At 73.4% G+C, this 18,340-nt stretch carries 13 protein-coding genes; 6 read left to right on the forward strand and 7 right to left on the reverse strand.

The annotated features are described in order from the left end of the window. Positions 1-265 precede the first annotated feature (265 nt). Positions 266-1,423: a ribosome small subunit-dependent GTPase A gene (rsgA, locus tag IE264_RS19465; RefSeq protein ID WP_032753704.1), complete on the forward strand. Its 1,158-nt coding sequence runs from the start codon at positions 266-268 to the stop codon at positions 1,421-1,423. A 72-nt stretch (positions 1,424-1,495) separates the two neighbouring features. Continuing rightward, positions 1,496-2,953: a DNA-3-methyladenine glycosylase 2 family protein gene (locus IE264_RS19470; RefSeq protein ID WP_032753706.1), complete on the forward strand. Its 1,458-nt coding sequence runs from the start codon at positions 1,496-1,498 to the stop codon at positions 2,951-2,953. On the opposite strand, the gene IE264_RS19475 is transcribed toward IE264_RS19470, so the two are convergent. Together IE264_RS19475 and IE264_RS19480 are read right to left on the reverse strand one after the other, a co-directional pair. Beyond that, positions 2,878-3,360: a DUF456 domain-containing protein gene (locus IE264_RS19475; RefSeq protein WP_031127188.1), complete on the reverse strand. Its 483-nt coding sequence runs from the start codon at positions 3,358-3,360 to the stop codon at positions 2,878-2,880. The genes IE264_RS19470 and IE264_RS19475 overlap by 76 nt on opposite strands. Positions 3,361-3,431: 71 nt before the next feature. Further along, a complete protein-coding gene (locus tag IE264_RS19480) occupies positions 3,432-4,424 on the reverse strand; it encodes a helix-turn-helix transcriptional regulator (protein ID WP_015612276.1) in 993 nt (330 codons plus the stop codon). 377 nt (positions 4,425-4,801) lie between these two features. Between IE264_RS19480 and IE264_RS19485 the strand changes: the two genes are divergently transcribed. Together IE264_RS19485 and IE264_RS19490 are read left to right on the forward strand one after the other, a co-directional pair. Then, a complete protein-coding gene (locus IE264_RS19485) occupies positions 4,802-6,475 on the forward strand; it encodes a protein phosphatase 2C domain-containing protein (RefSeq protein WP_032753709.1) in 1,674 nt (557 codons plus the stop codon). A 113-nt stretch (positions 6,476-6,588) separates the two neighbouring features. Next, a complete protein-coding gene (locus IE264_RS19490) occupies positions 6,589-8,331 on the forward strand; it encodes a pyruvate dehydrogenase (RefSeq protein WP_015612278.1) in 1,743 nt (580 codons plus the stop codon). Positions 8,332-8,342: 11 nt separating this feature from the next. Here IE264_RS19490 and IE264_RS19495 read toward each other — a convergent pair whose 3' ends face one another. Further along, positions 8,343-11,462 (reverse strand): alpha-mannosidase, encoded by a 3,120-nt coding sequence (locus IE264_RS19495; protein WP_032753711.1) that lies wholly within the window; start codon positions 11,460-11,462, stop codon positions 8,343-8,345. 329 nt (positions 11,463-11,791) lie between these two features. On the opposite strand from IE264_RS19495, the gene IE264_RS19500 reads away from it, so the two are divergent. Beyond that, entirely contained in the window at positions 11,792-12,166 is a 375-nt protein-coding gene (locus IE264_RS19500) for an ATP-binding protein (RefSeq protein WP_229887633.1), read from the forward strand. Positions 12,167-12,206: 40 nt separating this feature from the next. Here the strand turns inward: IE264_RS19500 and IE264_RS19505 are convergent, their stop codons facing one another. Both IE264_RS19505 and IE264_RS19510 read right to left on the reverse strand, forming a co-directional pair. After that, positions 12,207-13,310: a DUF2637 domain-containing protein gene (locus IE264_RS19505; RefSeq protein WP_015612281.1), complete on the reverse strand. Its 1,104-nt coding sequence runs from the start codon at positions 13,308-13,310 to the stop codon at positions 12,207-12,209. Positions 13,311-13,512: 202 nt separating this feature from the next. Then, positions 13,513-14,361 (reverse strand): (2Fe-2S)-binding protein, encoded by an 849-nt coding sequence (locus tag IE264_RS19510; protein WP_032753717.1) that lies wholly within the window; start codon positions 14,359-14,361, stop codon positions 13,513-13,515. A gap of 147 nt (positions 14,362-14,508) precedes the next feature. On the opposite strand from IE264_RS19510, the gene IE264_RS19515 reads away from it, so the two are divergent. Further along, positions 14,509-15,297, forward strand: coding sequence for a GntR family transcriptional regulator (locus IE264_RS19515; protein ID WP_032753720.1), 789 nt, complete (start codon positions 14,509-14,511; stop codon positions 15,295-15,297). Between the two features lie 120 nt (positions 15,298-15,417). Here the strand turns inward: IE264_RS19515 and IE264_RS19520 are convergent, their stop codons facing one another. Beyond that, the gene (locus tag IE264_RS19520; protein ID WP_032753722.1) at positions 15,418-16,197 is read right to left on the reverse strand and encodes a hypothetical protein; all 780 of its coding nucleotides are present in this window, start codon (positions 16,195-16,197) and stop codon (positions 15,418-15,420) included. A 162-nt stretch (positions 16,198-16,359) separates the two neighbouring features. Further along, the gene (locus IE264_RS19525) at positions 16,360-18,138 is read right to left on the reverse strand and encodes a PucR family transcriptional regulator ligand-binding domain-containing protein (RefSeq protein WP_032753724.1); all 1,779 of its coding nucleotides are present in this window, start codon (positions 18,136-18,138) and stop codon (positions 16,360-16,362) included. Positions 18,139-18,340: the final 202 nt, after the last annotated feature.

Consider the following 18,340-nt stretch of genomic DNA (forward strand, 5'->3'; position numbering starts at 1 on the left):
CGGAGATCACGGGGTAACTCCGGCGCGGGCGCCGGAAAACCTGTTGACGCCGCCGGGAGCGGCGCGGCTAAGCTCGGCCGCGCAAGAGACCAAGGAATCAGAACCCGAGGAATCAGGAGGTGAGGACATTGATGACTGTCGTTGCGATGGGCGCTGCCCACAACCAGAAGATCATCGTTCCCACCCCCGTGGCCACCGGCTGACCCACGTCACGTACGTCCCGCGCGAGCGCGCGGTGCCGGGGCCGCCCTGTGAAGGGTTTCCCTTGTCTTTCTCGTTTCTTCCGGTTCCGTCCTCCTCGCACCCGCTGACTCCGTACGGCTGGGACGACGACTGGGCGGCCGCCTTCTCCTCCTACGCCGATCAGGGCCTCGTGCCGGGGCGTGTGGTGCGGGTCGACCGCGGTCGGTGCGACGTGATCACCCCCGACGGCCCGGTCCGGGCCGACACCGCCTTCGTGGTGCCGCGCGACCCGATGCGGATCGTCTGCACCGGTGACTGGGTGGCGCTCGACGCGGACGGCGACCCGCGGTTCGTCCGTACGCTGCTGCCGCGCCGTACCGCCTTCGTCCGCTCGACCTCCTCGGAGCGGTCCGAGGGCCAGGTGCTCGCCACCAACATCGACCACATCGCCATCTGTGTCTCGCTCGCCGTGGAGCTCGACCTCGGGCGGATCGAGCGCTTCCTCGCGCTCGCCCTGTCCAGCTCCAACGGTGCCGCCCTCCTCGGCGACGGACCCGTCACCGCGGAGTACCGGCCCGAGCCGGTCGTCCTGCTCACCAAGGCCGACCTGGTGCCCGACGCGGCCACCCTGTCCCACCTCGTCCAGGACATCGAGGCCGTCGCCCCCGGAGTCCAGGTGCTCCCCGTCAGCTCCACCACCGGCGAGGGGCTCGACGTGTTCGGCGCCGTCGTCTCCGGCGGTACGAGCGTGCTGCTCGGCATCTCCGGCGCCGGCAAGTCCACCCTCGCCAACACCCTGCTCGGCAGGGAAGAGATGGAGGTGCAGGCGGCCCGGGACGTCGACGGCAAGGGCCGGCACACCACCACGACCCGCAACCTCCTCGTCCTGCCGCAGGGGGGTGTCCTCATCGACACCCCCGGGCTGCGCGGGGTGGGCCTCTTCGACGCCGGGACCGGGGTCGGCGAGCTCTTCTCCGAGATCGAGGAGCTGGCGGCGCGGTGCCGGTTCCACGACTGCGCCCACGGGAGCGAGCCCGGGTGCGCGGTCCTCGGCGCGCTGGAGGACGGCACCCTGCCCGAGCGGCGGCTGGAGAGCTACCGCAAGCTGCTGCGCGAGAACCAGCGGATCGTCGCCAAGACCGACGCCCGGGTGCGCTCGGAGATCCTGAAGGACTGGAAGCGCAAGGGCGCCGAGGGACGCGCGGCGATGCAGGCCAAGCGCGGCGGCCGGGTGCGGTAGCCGGGGTCCTACGGTTCGACGTCCGAAAACCGCGAGTGCGGCAGCGGCGGCTGCCGCACACTGGACGGTGTGATGGACGAACGGACCAGGTACGAGGCGGTGAGCAGCCGCGACGCACGGTTCGACGGCGCGTTCTTCTTCGCCGTCGTGACCACCGGCATCTACTGCCGGCCGAGCTGCCCCGCCGTCACCCCCCGACGCGCCAACGTGCGCTTCTACCCGACCGCCGCGGCCGCCCAGGCGGGCGGCTTCCGGGCCTGCCGGCGGTGCCGCCCCGACGCCGTGCCCGGCTCGGCCGAGTGGAACGTCCGTGCCGACGTCGTCGGCCGGGCCATGCGGCTGATCGGCGACGGCGTGGTGGACCGCGAAGGCGTACCCGGGCTCGCCGGGCGGCTCGGCTACAGCGCCCGGCAGGTCCAGCGCCAGCTCAACGCCGAACTCGGCGCCGGACCCGTCGCGCTGGCCCGCGCCCAGCGCTCCCACACCGCCCGGGTGCTCCTCCAGACCACCGGCCTGCCGGTCACCGAGATCGCCTTCGCCGCCGGGTTCGCCAGTGTCCGCCAGTTCAACGACACCATCCGCCGGATCTACGCCCGCACTCCCAGTGCCCTGCGCGCGGAGGCCGGGACCGGGCTCGGCGGGGGCCGGGGCGAAGGGCTGCGGGCCGGGATCCCGCTGCGCCTCGCCCATCGGGGCCCGTACGCCACCGGCGCCCTGTTCGACCTGCTGGGGGAGCAGGCCGTGGCCCGGGTCGAGGAGTTGGCCGGGGAGCCCGGGCGCCGCACCTACCGGCGTACCCTGCGGCTGCCGTACGGGACCGGGATCGCCGCCGTCGACGAGGCGTCGCCCGGACCCTGGCTGGAGGCCCGGATCCACCTCACCGACCTGCGCGACCTGACCACCGCCGTACAGCGGCTGCGGCGCCTGTTCGACCTGGACGCCGATCCGTACGCCGTCGACGAGGCCCTGGCGGCCGACCCCCGGATCGCCCCGCTGGTCGCCGCCCGCCCCGGGCTGCGCTCGCCGGGAGCGGCGGATCCGGAGGAGGAGGCCGTACGGGCGCTCGTGGGGCGGGAGCGGGCCGAGGAGCTGGTCGAGCGGTACGGGAAGGTGCTGGACGTGCCGTGCGGCGCGCTCACCCATGTGTTCCCCGAGCCGGGCGTCCTGGCCGGGGCCGCCACGGAGCCCGCCCTGCGGGCCCTGGCCACCGCGCTCGCCGACGGGGAGCTGCGGCTGGACGCGGGCGCCGACCGGGAGGAGGCGGCACGGACGCTGGCGACGCTGCCCGGGGTGGACGGGCCGACCGCGGCCCTGATCCGGATGCGGGCGCTCGGCGATCCGGACGTGGACCCGTACGGGACGCCGGGGGCCGAGCGGTGGCGGCCCTGGCGCTCGTACGCCGTACGCCACCTGGAGACCGCCGCCCGCGGGGCCGCGCTCCGCGCCGAGGCCGGTCACCCCCAGATCAGCGCGCCCACCCAGGCCCCCGCCACCAGCAGACAGGCGAACAGCTCCACCAGCACGGCGTAACCCGTCGCCCGCATCACCGAGCGCACCGACGTCCAGCCCGCCCCACGACTCCCCAGCCGCAGCCGCTCCGCTCCGTAGATCGCCCCCACGAACCCGGCGATGCCGCCCACCACCGGTACCACGAAGAACCCCACGATCCCCGCGACCCCGCCGATCATCAGGGTCCGGCGGGGTGCCCCCGACTCGGCCGGGCGGCGCGGCGGCAGCACCGGCTTCAGGGCCTGGTTCACCAGCAACAGGGCCGTTGCGCCGATCAGTACGCCCCAGGCCGTCGGGGTCATGTCCGTCAGCGCCCACCACAGCACCGCCGCCCAGACGATCGCCTGACCCGGCACACCCGGCACCAGGACCCCGACCAGCCCCAGCAGCATGACCAGGCCCACGGCGACGAGCTGCCACACACTCATTCGACCAGCCTGCCGGAGAGCGCACGTCTCCGCGCGTCAGCGCACCCCCGGCGACCTGCGCCGACGGTGTCTCAGGCAGGCGGGGTACGGGCCACCCAGCCACGTTCGTACGCATGCCAGCCCAGCTGGAGCCGGGTGGAGACCCCGGTCAACTCCATCAGCCCCTTGACCCGGCGCTGCACGGTCCGCAGCCCCAGCTCCAGCTGCTTGGCCACGCTGGCGTCCGTCAGTCCGGCCAGCAGCAGCGAGAGGATCTCCAGGTCCGTCGGATCGGGCCCGACGCCGTCCTCGCGCACCCCGCACCCGCCCTCGCCGAGCCGCAGTGGCATGGCCTCGCGCCACACCGCCTCGAAGAGGCCCATGAGCGACTCGAGCAGCCCGCTGGCGTGCACCACCAGGGCGGCGGGCTCGGCGCCGCGCCCGGTCAGCGGGACCATCGCCAGGGTCCCGTCGGCGATCACCAGCTTCGTCGGGACCCGGTCGACCACCCGGCACTGCTCGTCCCGGCTCAGCGCGGCGGACAGCTCCAGGATCCCGGACGGCAGCGACAGCACCTCGCGCTCGACGACCACCCGGTAGGCCACCCCGCGCGAGGCCGCCCGCTCCTCGGACTCGTTCTCCATCCCGGTCACCGCGATCGGCTTCCCGGTGACCAGGGCGCACACCTCGGAAGCGGCTCCCAGCTGCAACTGGTGGAACCGCTGGGTGACCGCCGCCGATCCGGTCACCACCTCCACCAGATCGTGCACCTCGGGCTCGCTCGCCTCCGCCCGGTACTCCTCGGCCAGCAGCGCGGACGCCAGCTCCGCCTGCTCCAGCTCGTGGCGCTGCTGGATCAGCAGGGCCCCCAGCGCCACCCCGGGCGGAGCCGCCACCCAGCGGCCCGGGCGGGCCGACGACTGCGCGGCCAGACCCTGCTGCTCCAGCCTCCGCAGCACCCGCTCGGCGTCCACCTCCGGGAGGGACAGCCGGTGTGCGAGATCGGAGAGTTCCGCCGCTCCCGCCGCCACCAGCGCGCGGTACACGGCTTCCTGCCTCTCATCGAGACCTATGGCCCCCAGCATTTCCCGACCCTCCCCGGTGTGGTGATCGCGCGTCGTAGCGCCCGTTCCGGCCGGTCGGCCGTGGCGGAAAAGGGCCACGGCGTAAACCCGCCGCGCACATCATCCCCCGTCCCCCTGGCCCCTCTGCCAGTGTGGCGCCACCGCAGTACCAGCAACTACTGCGGGAATGCGCTCTCTTGGGCTGCTTCGTTCCGAAACGACCCGGGAGCGGGAAGCAGCGCGTGGGCATCCGCCGAACCGCTGATCCGCTGATCACACCGACCGGTCCGCCGGGCGTCCTTCCCGTGGGGGGTGGGGCCGCCCGGCGGATCTCATTTACGGGCCACTTTTTCCGGATGCCCCGTTTTCGGGCGGGCTCCGCGGTGGACAATAAGGGCATGAGTCAGCAGGGGGAGAAGCCCGCCGCCCATGAGGACGACTGGTGGCGGAAGCTGTACGACGAGACCGCGCCGGACACCGGTCCGAGCAGCGCGCCCGACAGCCTCGACGACCGCTTCGACTCCGTGTCGGACACGGTGAGCACGGCGGTGGGCCACCAGCGGGCCACCGGCCGGGAGACGGCCGAGGACGCCTATGGGGGACCTGATCCGGTGCCGGTGTCGGCACCGGAGCTGAGACCGGAGCCGCTGCCGCTGCCGCAACAGGACGAGGAGCTGCGGGCGGAGCCGTGGGAGGAGCCGAAACCGGAGCCGGAGGAACTGCGGGCGGAGCCGACGCCCGATCCCCGGTCGGGCTGGGACCTGTACCGGGGGCCGGAACCGGACCCGGATCCTGAGCCGTACGGTCGGTCGCAACCGGTGCCGGAGCCGCACAGGGGCCAGGAGCCGGAGCCGTACCGAGAGCCGGAGCCCTATCCGTTCACCGCTTCCGCCGCCGTCCCCGGTCCCCGTAACACCGTCTTCCCGGCCCCCTGGGAAGCCCCCGCCGGCCCGCCCGGCCCCCGTACCTTCGCCGTGCCGAAGCCGCCCGAGCCCGAGCCGCCGCCCGCCCCGCCCGTTTCCGCAACCGCCACCGTCCCCGACCCCGGCGCCCTGCACGAGCCGTCCCCGGACTGGGCCGCGAGCGATGCCCCGGCCGACGGCGGCGGGGCCCGGCCCCTCGTCGACCACCTCGGGGACCGGCCGCCCACCTATGACGCGGAGCCCGCCGCCCTGCCCGTCGCCACCTCGGAGAACCTGGACGCCCTGGTCCCCGACACCGTGCTGGACGGTGCCCGGTACGGGACGTACACCCTGCGGGCCGCCTCCGTCCGGGGCGACTCCGCCCGGTTCCGGGGCGAGCCCCGGCGCGACGCGCTGCTCACCACCCGGTTCGGGGCGGCCGAGAGCGCCCTGGTGCTCGTCGCCGTGGCCGGGGGCGTGCGGGCCGGCGAGGGGGCGCATCTCGCGGCGGCCGACGCCTGCCGCTGGATCGGCGGTGCCGTGGCCCGCAGCCACGCCCGGCTCTCCGAGGACATAAGGGCCGGCCGCCGGGCCGATCTGAAGTCGGGGCTGCACCGGCTCACCGACCGCACGTACGGCAAGCTCCGGGCGCGCGCCGCCGAACTCGGCCTCGAACCGGGGGAGTACACCACGAGCCTGCGGTGTCTGCTGCTCTCCGCCGACCCCGCCTGCCGCACCCGGGTCTTCTTCGGCGTCGGCAGCGGCGGCCTCTTCCGGCTCCGCGACGGGCTCTGGCAGGACCTGGAGCCCACGATGCCGGAGGTGACCTCCGCCGCCGGCGGCGGGAGCGAGGAGAGTCCGGACGGCGACCGGCTGACCATGGACCTCCAGATCACCACGCCCCCGTCCCCGTACAGCGACGGCCCTGCGCCGCCGCCCGCCGAGGTCTTCCGCTTCCGGGCCTCCGTGGCACGTCCGGGCGACACGCTGCTGCTCTGCAGCAACGGGTTGGCCGAGCCGATGCGCGGCGAACCGGAGCTCCCCGCGGAGCTCGCCGAGCGCTGGGGCGCGCCCGGCCCGCCCGGACTGCCCGCCTTCCTCGCCGACACCCAGCTCCGGATCAAGGGGTACGCCGACGACCGCACCTGCGCGGCCGTCTGGGAGGCGTAACCGCGCACACCGTGGGTTGATGGACTCCGGAGACCGGCCGGGCGACGTTTCGGTCTCCGGAGTCCGGACAAGCGACAGTGCACGGAGCACGGGCAAGGAAAGGGTGCGCACCCATGGCCAAGCAGAACGTGGCGGAGCAGTTCGTCGACATCCTCGCCAGGGCGGGCGTCAAGCGCCTGTACGGCGTCGTCGGCGACAGCCTGAACCCCGTCGTGGACGCCATTCGGCGCAACTCGGCCATCGACTGGATCCACGTCCGGCACGAGGAGACCGCCGCTTTCGCGGCCGGGGCCGAGGCCCAGATCACCGGGTCCCTGGCGGCCTGCGCCGGCTCCTGCGGACCGGGCAACCTGCACCTCATCAACGGCCTGTACGACGCGCACCGCTCGATGGCCCCGGTCCTCGCCCTCGCCTCGCACATCCCGTCCAGCGAGATCGGGCTCGGCTACTTCCAGGAGACCCATCCGGAGCTGCTCTTCCAGGAGTGCAGCCACTACAACGAGATGATCTCCAATCCGGAGCAGATGCCGCGCCTCCTCCAGAGCGCCATCCAGCACGCCATCGGCCAGGGCGGCGTCAGCGTCGTGACGATGCCGGGCGACATCGCCTCCAAGGCCGCTCCCGAGAAGACCGTCGAGCATGCCCTCGTCACCTCGCGGCCCACCGTCCGGCCGGGCGATGACGAGATCGACAAGCTCTGCCGGATGGTGGACGAGGCCAAACGGGTGACGCTGTTCTGCGGCAGCGGCACGGCGGGCGCGCACGCCGAGGTGATGGAGTTCGCGGAGAAGGTGAAGTCCCCGGTCGGGCACGCGCTGCGCGGCAAGGAGTGGATCCAGTACGACAACCCGTACGACGTCGGCATGAGCGGGCTGCTCGGCTACGGCGCCGCCTACGAGGCGACCCATGAGTGCGATCTGCTGATCCTGCTGGGCACGGACTTCCCGTACAACGCGTTCCTCCCGGACGATGTGAAGATCGTCCAGGTCGATGTCCGCCCCGAGCACCTGGGCCGGCGCTCCAAGCTGGATCTCGCGGTCTGGGGCGATGTGCGCGAGACGCTGCGCTGTCTGACGCCCCGGGTGAAGCCCAAGGGCGACCGCAAGTTCCTCGACCGGATGCTGAAGAAGCACGCGGACGCGCTGGAGGGTGTCGTCAAGGCGTACACCCGCAAGGTCGACAAGCACACCCCGATCCACCCCGAGTACGTCGCCTCCGTGCTGGACGAAATGGCCGACGAGGACGCGGTGTTCACCGTCGACACCGGGATGAACAACGTGTGGGCGGCCCGCTATCTGACGCCCAACGGCAAGCGGCGGGTGATCGGTTCGTTCAGCCACGGCTCGATGGCCAACGCGCTGCCGCAGGCGATCGGTGCCCAGTTCGTGGACCGAGAGCGGCAGGTCGTGGCGATGTCGGGCGACGGTGGATTCTCCATGCTGATGGGCGACTTCCTCACCCTCGTCCAGTACGACCTGCCGGTGAAGGTCGTACTGTTCAACAACTCCTCGCTCGGCATGGTGGAGTTGGAGATGATGGTCGGCGGGCTCCCGGCCTACGGCACCACCAACAAGAACCCGGACTTCGCCGCCGTCGCCCGTGCCTGCGGGGCGTACGGGGTGCGGGTCGAGAAGCCCAAGCAGTTGCAGAGCGCGCTGAAGGACGCCTTCAAGCACAAGGGCCCGGCCCTCGTCGATGTGGTGACCGACCCCAACGCGCTCTCCATCCCGCCGAAGATCAAGGCCGACATGGTCACCGGCTTCGCGCTCTCGGCGAGCAAGGTCGTCCTGGACGGGGGAGTGGGCCGGATGCTCCAGATGGCCCGCTCCAACCTCCGTAACGTGCCCCGCCCCTGAGGTTCACGGGTTCACGCGGGCGTGAGCCGCACCGTCAGGATCTGGAACGGCCGCAGCTCCAGCACCAGGCCCCGGTCGTCGGTGACCGCCGGGTGGAGCGGCCGTTCCAGCAGGTCGGTGATCTGTGCCCGGACGACCGGGAAGGACACCGTGAGCCGGGCGCCCGCCCGGCCGCCCGCCGACTCGTAGAGCCGTACGATCACGTCCCCGCTGCGGTCCTCCGCCAACTTGACCGCCTCCACCGTCACCGCCGGATGGCCCGTCTCCACGAGCGACGGCACGGCCGGGGCCACCGCCGCCCGCAGCGGCAGGTTGAGCGCGAGCCCTTCCCGTACCGCGTCGGTCACCTCCGCCCCGGGTGCCAGTGCGTAGCGGAAGCGGTGCGTGCCCAGGTCGGTGTGCGGGTCCGGGCTGTGCGGGGCACGCAGCAGGGTGAGGCGGACGGTGGTGCCCACACCGTCGGCGTGTTGCGGGGCGCGGGTCACATCGTGGCCGTACGTCGAGTCGTTGAGCAGCGCGATGCCGTACCCGGGCTCGGCGACCCGCAGCCAGCGGTGGGCGCAGATCTCGTAACGGGCCGCGTCCCAGCTGGTGTTGGCGTGGGTCGGCCGGTGGACATGGCCGAACTGGATTTCGGCGGTGGACCGTTCGGCGTGCACGTCCAGCGGGAAGGCCGCCTTGAGCACCTTCTCCGACTCCTGCCAGTCCACCTCGGTGTCGATGTCGAGCTGCTGGCTCCCCGCCGCGAGCCGCAGCTCCTGGACGAGGGTGGACCTCCCGAACGTACGCACCACACGCACCGCCGCCCGGAGCGGGCCCTCCTCGGTCAGCGACACCGTATCGGCGCCGGTCAGGTCGGTTCGGGTGCGGCGGTAGTGCCGGTCGATGTCCCAGGCGTCCCAGTGGTTGGGGTGGTCCGGGTGCAGCTGGAGGAGGTTCGCCCGGCCGCCGGGGGCCAGCACCTCGCGCCCGGCCACCAGGTCCCGAACCCCCGACACCAGCCCGTCCCGGTCGACGGTGACCCGCAACAGTCCGTTGTCCAGCACGATCTCGCCGGCGTCGGCCACGGCCACCGTCACCGGACGCTCCGGCACCGCCGCCCCGTCCAGCAGCCCCGCCCCGAGCCCGGGGGCGACCGCCAGTACCGCCGCCCGCCCGTCGCCCAGCTCCTGGACATGGGCGCCGGACGGCAGGACCCCGGCCGCCTCCGCGTTCAGCTCGATCACCTGACTTCGGTCGTACGGGGATGAGTTGAGCGCCACCATCCCCTCGGCCGCGCCCAGTGACGTCACCGCCTCGGCCACCAGCTCCGCCAGCTCGGCCCGCACCTCCTCATAGGTGTCGCGGGCCTCGCGGTGCACCCAGGCGATCGACGAGCCGGGCAGGATGTCGTGGAACTGGTGGAGCAGTACGGTCTTCCAGACCCGGTCCAGCCGCTCGTACGGGTAGCGGTAGGACGAGGGTGAGCGCAGGGCCGCCGCCGTCGCCCACAACTCGGCCTCACGCAGGAGGTGTTCGCTGCGGCGGTTGCCCTGCTTGGTCTTCGCCTGCGTGGTGTACGTCGCCCGGTGCAGCTCCAGGTAGAGCTCGCCCGACCAGACGGGGGCCTGCTCCCCGTACTCCTCCTCGGCCGCCGCGAAGAAGGCCGAGGGCTTCTCGATCTCGACCCGGGGCGAGCCCTCCAGGTCCCGCAGCCGACGGGCCCGCTCCAGCATCTCGCGGGTCGGGCCGCCCCCTCCGTCGCCCCAGCCGAACGGGACGAGCGAACGGGTGGCCCGGCCCTTCTCGGCGAAGTTCCGCTCGGCGTGTGCCAGTTCGCGGGCGTGGAGCTGTGCGTTGTACGTGTCGACCGGCGGGAAGTGGGTGAAGACCCGGGTGCCGTCGATGCCCTCCCACCAGAAGGAGTGGTGCGGCATCCTGTTGTCCTGGTTCCACGACAGCTTCTGGGTGAGGAACCACCGCACCCCGGCCAGCCGGGCCAGCTGGGGGAAGGCGGCGGTGTATCCGAAGGAGTCCGGCAGCCAGATCTCCTCCGTCTCCACCCCCAGCTCCTCCCGGAAGAACCGCTTCCCGTGCACGAGCTGCCGTGCCAGGGCCTCCCCGCCCGGCATGTTCGCGTCCGACTCCACCCACATCGAGCCGACCGGCGCCCACTGCCCCGCCGCCACCGCCTGCTCGATCCGCTCCCAGATGTGCGGCTGGTGCTCCTTCACCCAGGCGTACTGCTGGGCCTGCGAACAGGCGAAGACCAGCTCCGGATAGTCCTTCGCGAGGGCGGTGACATTGGCGAACGTACGGGACGCCTTGCGGACGCTCTCGCGCAGCGGCCACAGCCAGGCCGAGTCGATATGGGCGTGCCCGGCCGCCGAGATCCGGTGCGCGCTCGCCGACGCGGGCCGGGCCAGCACCCCGGCGAGCTCCGCCCGCCCGGCGGCCGCCGTACCCGAGACGTCGTGCAGGTCCAGGGCGTCCAGCATCGCTTCGAGGGCCCGCAGGATCTCGTGGCGGCGCGAGCGGTCGGCGGGCAGCTCCCGCATCAGTTCGGAGAGCACCTCGATGTCCAGGACGAGATGCCAGACCTCCTCGTCCAGCACCGCCAGATCGGCGGAGGCGAACCGGTACAGCGGACGGTCGCCCGCCGTGCGGACGTCACCGAGCGGGGTCGGCTCGAATCCGTGTTCCAGCACGGCCGGATTGGCGGCCGCCTCCAGCAGCAGATCGACCGGTTCACCGCCCGCCGCCGGGTGCGCGACGGTCAGGTGGCGGTTGCGGGGATGAACACCCTTGAGGGGGACGCCCGGATGGCCGTACAGCATGCCTTCCGCCTGGAATCCGGGCCCCTGCCCGGTGAACCCCGGGTCCACGACCACTTCCACCCGGCTCCCCGACCACTCCTGGGGAACCGCCCCCTTGAGCCGGAACCAGCTGGTGGACCAGGGCTTCCCCCACTCCGTACCGGCGGTGAAGGGCTCGTACGACGCTTCCAGGGCCTCGGCGACCGGCACGGGCTCGCCCGGTACGTGCCACACGGACAGGGTGAGCGGGGCGCGGGCGGCGTACTGCGCCGGGCGGATGAACTGCTGGAGGGCCCGGTCCAGGCGGCCTTCCACCAGGGGGCGGTCGTCGTGCATCTCGGCTCCTCGGGGTCGGCGCCCGGCGGCTGCGGCCCAGGTTCACTTCCCCGGCGCGGCCCGGAGCACCCCTGAAATCGTGTGCGGGGCCAGTCTCCCCGTGCGCCCCCCGCTGCCTCCGCCTGCGCTCGTCCTGTAGGAGCGACAAGCGTGACCGTGTGCGTACAGGGGCATGCATCCCGTGAGGCTGTTCGACGGACGGCCGGACCGGAGGAGGTCGGATCGCAGTGCGGGCGGGGGACATGGTGAAGCGTCAGAAGAGGGCCCAGGCCGGAGAGGGGCGCGGCCCTCGGGGGCGGAGACCGGGCGAGGCGCAGCAGCCGGCCCGGATGCGCCGCAGAGTGGGCCATACGGAACGGTCGGCGGTGGGGGAGGTCCGGCGCGAGCTGCGGGAGTTCCTCCGACATCGCTCCGGCCCCGAACAGATCGACGCGGCGGAGCTGCTGCTGAGCGAGCTGGTGACCAACGCGCTGATCCACACCCGGCACGGGGCGGTGGTCACCGCGACGGCGACGCCCGCGGCGCTGCGGGTGGAGGTCCAGGACTTCGAGGCGGATCTGCCCGCGCCGTACGTACCGAACGCCGACGACGGTACGCACGGCAGGGGGCTGATCCTGGTGCGGAGTCTGGCCGACGCCTGGGGTGTCGAGGCGCGGGCCCTGGGCAAGGTGGTCTGGTTCGAGCTGCGCGGCGCGGGGGTCTGAACGGCCCCCGGAGGTGCGTGCGGGTCACCGACCCGCACGCTCAGCCGAACTGCTGCTCCAGATCCTTCAGTTTCTGTTCCAGCGAGTCGAGCCGGGGGAGTGTCTGGGTGTCGTCCTCGGCGGTGAGGTCGACCGTCCGTGCGTCACCTCCCGGGGTCGAAGGGCCGAGGCTCTTCGAGCTCGAACCGTCCGCCGGCTGCTTCGGGCCGACGGCTTGCAGGGATGGCCGGGGTCGCAGAGGCAGCTGTCCCGGCTCTGCTATGGCAGGCTCCGCGACGGCCTGCGCCGCCGAGCCCGAAGCGGGGGCGAGGGCGGGTACGTCCACCTGGTGGCCGCCGCGGCCGCCGCGCCCCCAGACCCGGTTCTGCCGGTTCAGGGCCTTGATACGGGCCCGGTCCAGCTTCTCCTGGTCACGTCGGCGCAGCCGGTCCTGCTCCCGCTCCTTGCGGTCCTCCCGCACCTCGTCCACCGCCTCGTCCAGCGTCCGGACACCCTCCAGGAGCATCAGCGACCAGGCGCCGAAGGTCTCCCGGGGCGCCCGCAGCCAGCGGACGATCCGGATCTGCGGCAACGGCCGGGGCACCAGGCCCTGTTCGCGCAGCGCGGCCCGGCGGGTCTGCTTCAGCGCGCGGTCGAAGAGCACCGCCGCCGACAGGGACATCCCCGCGAAGAAGTGCGGAGCGCCCGCGTGGTCCATGCCCCGCGGGGCGTGCACCCAGTTGAACCAGGCGGCGGCCCCGGCGAAGGTCCACACCAGCAGCCGGGAGCCGAGCGCCGCGTCTCCGTGGCTCGCCTCCCGCACGGCAAGCACGGAACAGAACATCGCGGCGCCGTCCAGTCCGAACGGGACCAGGTACTCCCAGCCCCCGGTGAGGTTCAGGTTCTGCCGGCCGAAGCCGACGAGCCCGTGGAAGGAGAGCGCGGCGGCGACGGCCGCGCAGCAGAACAGCAGGACGTAACTGGCGGTGGCGTACAGCGCTTCCTTGCGCCTGCGGCGGTCCTCGCTGCGCTCCCAGTTGTCGTCGGGCGCGGCCTTGCCGGCGGCACGCTTGCCGCGTGCGACCACCGTCACCGCCGCCATGACTCCCACGAGCAGTACGGCGCCCGGAAGCAGCCAGTCAAGCGATATGTCGGTCAGTCTCATGCGCGGTCCCTTGCGTCACGTAGGGCGTTTCGTGCGCCATCGTGACGGAATTCCCGTCCCGCTCCGGGGGTTTCGGGACAAGAGCACGCCATGGGGGTGGGAGAGGCTATCGATGGGTGGAATCTTCTCGAACTGCCGCGCGGTACGGCCGAGTTGTGTTCGATTCCACGTCATCCGGACGGGCGGTGTGGATGACGCGCGGTCAGGAAGTGGCGGCGAGCTTCCGCACCCGGTCCGCGTCGCAGGTACGCGGGCAGGTCACACAGGTGTCGTCGGGACGCAGGGTGTAGAAGAGGCAGCAGCTCGCCCGGTCCCGGGTCGGCAGCGACTGCCCCTCGGGTCCGGTCAGCTCACGGAAGCCCGCGGTGCCGACGTACGGCTTCGTGGTGCCGGGGAGCAGCAGCTCCAGCTCGGCCATCGCGCGGCGCTCCTCGCCGAGCAGGTGCGCGATGTACCAGAGGCCCTCGACGATCTCGTCCGTCGCCATCCCCCACAGGGCCCGCTTCCCCCGCCGCATGCGCGGTCCGAACCCCGTCAGCACCGGTTCCAGGTGCTCGGTGAGGGCGGCCAGGACCTCGGCCCGCAGCGCGGACTCGTCCGGGACCACCCGGGCGCCCGGCAGGGAAGCGGCCGGGTCGTCCGGCAGGCAGGCGAACTCCCGGACCCGCACGGTCAGGTGGCCCAGCGCCCGCTGGAACGCCACGTCCTCGACCGGGATGCGCGGCACCCGGCGGTGCAGGAACCAGGGCACGGTCACCAGCAGGCAGGCGGGCCACGCGTACCGGTGGAGGCCGAAGCTGGCCACCACGTCGGGGCGGGCCTGCTGTCCGTAGTCCCGCAGCACCTGGGCGTTGTCCCAGGCGAGGAAGGTGTCCACGGCCGGTCCGCCCGCGGCCAGCTCGGCCGCGCCGACCCAGCCGGCGCCCGACGGGGCGCTCGCGCCCTCGTCGAGGACCTCGGCGCGCAGCCCGGGGAAGACCTCGGTCAGGCGGGCGTACGCGGCGGTCACGGGGGACGTCGCGGCGCCGGTGAGCAGCGTGGTGAGGGTCATGCAGGGACCACCGAATCGGGATCGTTTGCAGGTAAGGCTTACCTTACCCGACGCGATCGATGTTTGAACTGCGGCCTCCTCCCTCTATCGTGCACGGGGGGCCGGGCACGCGCGAGCCGGCCCGCGCGGCAGGCCTAGGAGGTCCGGGTGGAGCAGGGCAGTGCGCGAGAGGGCGTACGGCCGCCGTACGCGCCCGGCGCGTACCCGGGCACCCCGGAGACCGTCAGGGTGCCCGAACAGCTGCGCGGCGACCGTCCGCGTGACGGGGCGGCCGCCCGGGGTGAGCACACCCACAGCGAGCCGCCCGCCCCGCGCGTGGTCCGCCACTCCGTCCGGGGCCAGATCCTGGAGGCCCTGCGCGCCGCGCTCGTCGACGGCGAGCTGATCCCCGGCCAGGTCTACTCCGCCCCGGCGCTCGGCGCCCGCTTCGGGGTCTCCGCGACCCCGGTGCGCGAGGCGATGCAGCAGCTGGCGGTCGAGGGCGCCGTCGAGGTGGTGCCGAACCGCGGCTTCCGGGTCAGCGAACGAGGACCCCGTGAGCTGGCGGAGCTGGCCGAGGTACGTGCCCTGATCGAGGTACCGGTGATGCTGCGACTGGCCCGCACGGTTCCGGCGGAGCGCTGGGGCACCCTGCGCCCCCTGGCCGACGCCACGGTCGCGGCGGCCGCCGTGGGGGACCGGGCGAGTTACGCCGAATGCGACCGGGCCTTCCACCGCGCGGTCCTCACCCTGGCGGGCAACGAGCAGCTGGTGGCCGTCGCCGACGAGCTGCACCGCCGCTCGCAGTGGCCGCTGGTCGCGGGCCCCGCCACCCGCCGGGCCGACCTGCTGGCGGACGCCGCCGAGCACACCGCCCTGCTCGACGCCCTGATCGCCCAGGATCTGGCCGTCGTCCAGGCCCTCGTACGGGAGCACTTCACCGGCGCGGACGGCTGACGACGGCTGACCGGGGCGCGCGGGTTTGCGGGCGTGCGCGGATGTTTCAGGGCGACCGCTCCGGCGTGCGCCCGCCCCCGGCGGACAGGTCGCCCGCCGGGACGGGCGGCCCGCCGGTCCTCAGCTCGCCGCCGCCGGCCGCGGCGCCGGGACCCCGATGTGCGGCGCCAGCCAGGTGGGCACCCCGCCGAGCAGCCGGAACAGCCGCCCCGCCTCCGCACGCAGCCTGGCGGCCTCCGGTTCGGGCTCCGCCTCCGCCAGGGAGATCAGCGCCGGGGCCGTACCGACCAGGTAGCCCAGCTCCTCCCGGATCCGCAGCGACTCCGAGAACCCGTGCCGCGCCTCGGCCAGCTCGCCCTCCTGGAGCGCGAGCGACGCGAGGTGGCGCCAGGTGAAGGAGAGCAGCAGCTCGTCGCCGCGCGCGGTCGCTCCGGCGTGCGCCCGGCGGTACGCGGCGCGGGCGGACTCCGGGGAGTCCGCGATGTTCTGGGCAATGAGCCCGCGCCGGAAGTCCAGCAGCGGCCGCCCCGGTGCGGCGGGCGCCAGCAGTGCCGCCGCCCGGCTCAGCGCGACGCTCGCCTCGTCGGCCCGGTCCCGTACGCTCAGAAGGGTCGAGGCGTAGGCGAGGTGGCCACGCTCGCAGGCGGCCCCGCCGCGCTCGTCGTCGCTGCGGGCCAGCGCCTCCGCGCTGCGCAGCGCGTCCTCGGCGTCCGTCCAGCCCTCGCCGGTGTAGAGACACCGTTCGGTCAGCAGGGCGGTGCGCTGGAGCGCCGCCGCCGGGTCCTTCGCCGCGTGCGGTTCCAGCAGGGCGGCCGCATCCGTCCAGCAGGCGCGGGACCTCAGCCGCCATACCGCTGTCTGGAGCGGCGGATCGTCTGCTGTCGTTCCGGAACCAGACATGGCGGTATGCGCCACATTGCCCTCCCCGAGCGCGCCATTGTGCTGTTGAGTCTGGCCGCATCTCAGCACGGATTGGCACGCCGGGCCAAGGGTTCCGACCGATGTCAGGTGAAGGAATTCACAAACGGGGGGAGCTCATCAGCGCGCGGCGGGGCGCACAGGTCAGCTCATACGCAGGGCGAGGAAGAAGTCGAGCTTGTCCTCAAGACGCGAAAGGTCACGGCCCGTCAACTGCTCGATGCGGCCGACGCGGTAGCGCAGTGTGTTGACGTGGAGGTGCAGCCGGGCCGCGCAGCGGGTCCAGGAGCCGTCGCAGTCCAGGAAGGCTTCCAGGGTCTCGATCAGCTCCGCGCGGTGGCGCCGGTCGTAGTCGCGCAGCGGGTCCAGCAGCCGGGCGGTGAAGGCGCGGCGGACGTCGTCGGGGACGAACGGCAGCAGCAGCACGTGCGAGGCCAGCTCGTGGTGGCCGGCCGCGCAGACCCGCCCCGGACGGGCCGCCGCCACCCGGCGGGCGTGCCGGGCCTCCTCCAGCGCGCCGCGCAGCCCTTCGGCCGAGTGCACGGCCGCGCTGACACCCAGTGTCAGCCGCCCGTCGTCGGCGAGCCCCGCCGAGAGCGGTTCGCGTACGGCGGCGAGCAGCGCGTCGGCGTGCAGCGCGGGGTCCTGCGCCGCCGTGGGCTCCCCGCTCTCCGGTGCGGCGGCCGTCTCTGCGGTACCGGCGGCGGTGTCGGTGGGGCCGCCTACCGTGTCGGGGAGGGGGGCGGGCACGGCCGGGAGCGGTACGAGGGCGATGGCCTCCTCGCCCGTGTGGGCGACGGCGATGCGGTCGGCGGAGTCCGGGCCGCTGACCGCCGGGTCGACGAGGATCTCCTCCAGCAGGGCCTGGGCGGCCGGCCCGCCCGCGATGTCGCCGGGGACGCCTCCCGGGCCCGGCGTGTCCGTGGCGGTCCAGTCGACCCGGGCCACCACGACCTGCCACTGCGGGGCCGCACCGAGGCCCGGCAGCAGGACCGGGGCTGCGACCCGGAGCCTGGCGGCGATCTCGGCCGGGGCGGCGCCCGCCTGGACCAGCTCCAGGACCTCCTGGGCGAGCCGTCGGCGTACCGTACGGGCCGCGTCGCGGCGGTCGCGCTCGACTGCGATCAGCTGGGTGACGCCCTGGAGCAGGTCGAGGCGGGCGGCGGGCCAGTCCGAGGCGTCCGCCTCGACGGCGAGCAGCCAGTCGGAGAGCACCGACTCGCGGACGTCACGGGCGGCCGGGACCGCGCCCCGGCCGGTGTTGCGGATCGGGAAGAGCGAATACGTCGTACCGGCGACGGCGGCCCGGTGCGGGCCCCGGCGTCCGGTGCGGGTCGCCGCCAGATGGCGTCCGGCCAGGGCGGCGCCCAGCGCACCCGGTAGCGGGGCGCCCGCCCCGGCGATCTGGCGGCCGGTGGGGGAGAGGACCCAGGCCCGCAGGTCCAGGTCGGAGGTGAGGAGGTCCAGGACCACCTCGGGGCCGCCGCCGGCGGGGCCCGAGGTCATCAGCCGCCGGTGCCGGTCCACCACGGCCGCCAGATCGCCCGCCCGCTCGCCGGAGACCTGGCGTACGACATGCTCGGTGATCGTTGCGAACGCCACGGTCTCGTGCACCGCGAAGAGCGGCAGGCGATGCTGGAGACATGCCTCCACCAGGTCGGCGGGGATATCACCGAGCTCCGCCTCACCGGCCGCGAGCCCCGCCACCCCGGCGCCCGCCAGGATCCGCACGAACGGCTCGGAGTCGCTCGCGTCCCGGCGCCAGGCAAGACCCGTCAGCACCAGCTCGCCGCCGGAGAGGTAGCGGCTGGGGTCGCGCAGGTCGGTCGTCATGACGCCCCGGACCGTGCGGTCCAGCTCGTCCTCACCGCCGAGCAGCCGCAGGCCCAGCGCCTCGGTCTCCAGCAGTGCGCGCAGCCGCATCTCGTCGCCGCCGATCTTTTCCGTAGGTGTGGGAGAGGTGGGTGAAGGAGTGGGTGGGTGGGGGAGCGGAGGGGTGAACGGGTACCTGTGAATTGCAGCGAGGTTACTGATCCCCGTCATTCGTTCGAATCTACAAGACGAGGACGGAGACCAGCCAACTCCTTCAGTGTTTCGGTGACTGCACCCACCGGGCCCTGGCTTG

The organism is Streptomyces microflavus, assembly GCF_014650075.1.
Classification (GTDB): Bacteria; Actinomycetota; Actinomycetes; order Streptomycetales; family Streptomycetaceae; genus Streptomyces; species Streptomyces microflavus.